At 48.3% G+C, this 2,148-nt stretch carries 4 protein-coding genes and 1 pseudogene; 1 reads left to right on the forward strand and 4 read right to left on the reverse strand.

Translation table 11 applies throughout. The annotated features are described in order from the left end of the window. A partial coding sequence (locus DW965_RS18560) for a hypothetical protein (protein WP_119198672.1) occupies window positions 1-193 on the reverse strand: 193 nt, incomplete at its 3' end. A gap of 188 nt (window positions 194-381) precedes the next feature. Between DW965_RS18560 and DW965_RS18565 the strand changes: the two genes are divergently transcribed. Then, the gene (locus DW965_RS18565) at window positions 382-1,209 is read left to right on the forward strand and encodes an HNH endonuclease (protein ID WP_199681687.1); all 828 of its coding nucleotides are present in this window, start codon (window positions 382-384) and stop codon (window positions 1,207-1,209) included. Window positions 1,210-1,256: 47 nt separating this feature from the next. On the opposite strand, the gene DW965_RS18570 is transcribed toward DW965_RS18565, so the two are convergent. From DW965_RS18570 to DW965_RS18580, 3 genes and pseudogenes are all read right to left on the reverse strand, one after another. Further along, window positions 1,257-1,598: a plasmid mobilization protein gene (locus DW965_RS18570; protein ID WP_005927607.1), complete on the reverse strand. Its 342-nt coding sequence runs from the start codon at window positions 1,596-1,598 to the stop codon at window positions 1,257-1,259. Next, on the reverse strand, window positions 1,598-1,780 hold the full coding sequence (locus DW965_RS18575) for a DUF4316 domain-containing protein (protein WP_003500078.1): 183 nt from the start codon (window positions 1,778-1,780) through the stop codon (window positions 1,598-1,600). Before DW965_RS18575 ends, DW965_RS18570 begins: the two co-directional genes overlap by 1 nt. A 12-nt stretch (window positions 1,781-1,792) precedes the next feature. Beyond that, a pseudogene (locus tag DW965_RS18580) lies at window positions 1,793-2,148 on the reverse strand (hypothetical protein); the annotation flags it as partial.

Raw genomic sequence — 2,148 nt, forward strand, 5'->3', positions numbered from 1 at the left:
AGGCAAGAAACAGAAATACAATCCCGCCTATGGGCGTCGGCGTGAAAAAGAGAGCGACACCCAGCACCGCCAGGATCACAGAGGCAATCGTCAGCAGGACGGCACAAATCTCAAACAGAAACACCAGCAGAGCCGCCAGAAGGGACAGCGCCAAAGCAAAGGGAGCAACCAATATTTTCAGCAGTATCTTCATTTTCAAAACCTCCTTTATCTATCCTTTCTACCTCTATTTTATCATGCCTGCCCGGGGACATAAATGTTGCGAAAGATTAGTAAATCCTGTCCTAAAACTTCGGGTCATGCTGGCCCGAAGCTTGATGGTTTTATCTAAAAAGTTATGATATAATGAAATCAATATTTTGGTTAGACGAGGTGATGAACATGGGGAACAGCAGAGACGACTTTACTTCAGCAACAAAGGAATTACTGGCAAATCGGGTTGGTAGAAGATGTAGTAATCCTGCTTGCCGAAAGTTGACTTGTGGGGCAAATACCAATCCTGAAAAAATTACAAATATAGGGGTAGCAGCTCATATCTGTGCAGCGGCTCAAGGCGGTCCACGCTATGACGCTTCTATGACACCCGAGGAAAGAAAGTCGTTTGAAAATGGAATTTGGTTATGCCAGTCTTGTTCTAAATTGATTGATACGGATATTACTCGTTATCCTAAAGAACTGCTACAAAGTTGGAAGCAGCTTGCAGAACAGACAGCAATTTTGGAAGTCGAAACTACTTCTTCCACACCTGCCTTTGAAAAAGATAAAGAGCTTGTCCAATTTTATTTGGAGTGCTTTGATCGTCCAGCCTTTCAAGATGACATTTATCAAGAAGGTCGAATGGAGGATTTTGATAAAGCGATTGAAGATACGCTAATTGCCTTGAATACAGGGGTACTAAGAACTCGTGATGGCTCCATATTAAAACAGGCTGATGGAAAATCTTCTATCCAAAACTCTTTATGGAGAGAAAAACTCTATACTATCACTGATATGCTAACAGCAATTCGCAGACGATTGAAAATAGCCAAAAAGGAAAAAGCCTATTCGACATATGGCACAGGCGAAGATGTCGCTTATTGTTTCTATGATCGTGAGCTTGCTGAATGGCTTAATTCTACACGAGAAGAAATACTAAAAATTCTATCGTCTATTTGTAAAGAGGCTGGACTTCGGGAATTACATTTTCGGAAACATAGATATAGATGGTAAAAAGAACAAGGCGGCAGGTCCCAACATCGGAACCTGCCGCCCTCGTCTTACTTTGCCACCAGCTCGGAAAGCTCCCGCAGCACCTTTGACACCTCGCCCCACAGCTTTTCATAGTCCCGCTTCAATCCGTCGATTTCCTCCGGGTACACGCCATAGGTGTGTGCGTGTACGGCGACCTGATTGAGATTGTTGGAACAGCGCCGTTGCAGAGAGATCAGCTCTTTTACGGGCGTAAGATCGATGTGCAGGATATACCCGTTCAGAGCCATTTTCCGTACATAAGCCCCGGCGTTGGAAATGCCCGCCTCAGCCATCCGTTCATGGATGGCTGCCAGCTCGTCCGGCGTTACCATAACGTGCAGATGGACATTCCGCTTGCGGTTCTCCATCAGCGTTCCAACTCCCGGCCTTTCCGGCGCTCTTTGGGCTCCTTTACCTTATCAAGCGGTTTTGCGTCCAACTCCGGGGGCGTGGGTGGGATAGGCGTGTTGTTGGGTACGCCGTCGATCATGTTGCAGTTCTGCTCCGTGGAGAGCTCGGCGGTTTTCAGATAGTTGTCTTTTTCGTGCATGGCGATCCTCCTTTATCGTTCCTCATGGTTTTTATGGCTCCGCTTCTGGCCGGGCTCCTTCGGGGGTTCCTGCCCTCTGGTTCCTTCTTTGAGCCGGGCGGTAATGGATGGGCGCACCCGGTCAGGATTGCCCGGTGCTGGTTTCAGTTCATAATCCTCCATCTGCTTTTCGGTCAGCGGCTTTGCGTAGGTCAGTTCGCCCCATGCCATCAGCCTGCCGTCTGCCACAGGACGCCGCCTGTCGTCATCGTAGTTGACGATGGAAAGAGGCTGGTTATCCGGCGGCTTCGGGTAAGTTCCTATGTCCACGGGCCGCTGGGTGGAATAATAGCGGTAAACGCCCTCCGGTCCCAGCTCGGTATGCTTGA

The sequence above is a fragment of the Blautia sp. AM47-4 genome (genome assembly GCF_003479865.1).
Lineage (GTDB): Bacteria > Bacillota > Clostridia > Lachnospirales > Lachnospiraceae > Fusicatenibacter > Fusicatenibacter saccharivorans.

Excerpts from the sequence above, each read along its gene's own strand:
- DW965_RS18565 (WP_199681687.1), top strand. The coding sequence starts at position 382 with ATGGGGAACAGCAGAGACGACTTTACTTCAGCAACAAAGGAATTACTG.
- DW965_RS18570 (WP_005927607.1), bottom strand. The coding sequence starts at position 1,598 with ATGGAGAACCGCAAGCGGAATGTCCATCTGCACGTTATGGTAACGCCG.
- DW965_RS18575 (WP_003500078.1), bottom strand. The coding sequence starts at position 1,780 with ATGCACGAAAAAGACAACTATCTGAAAACCGCCGAGCTCTCCACGGAG.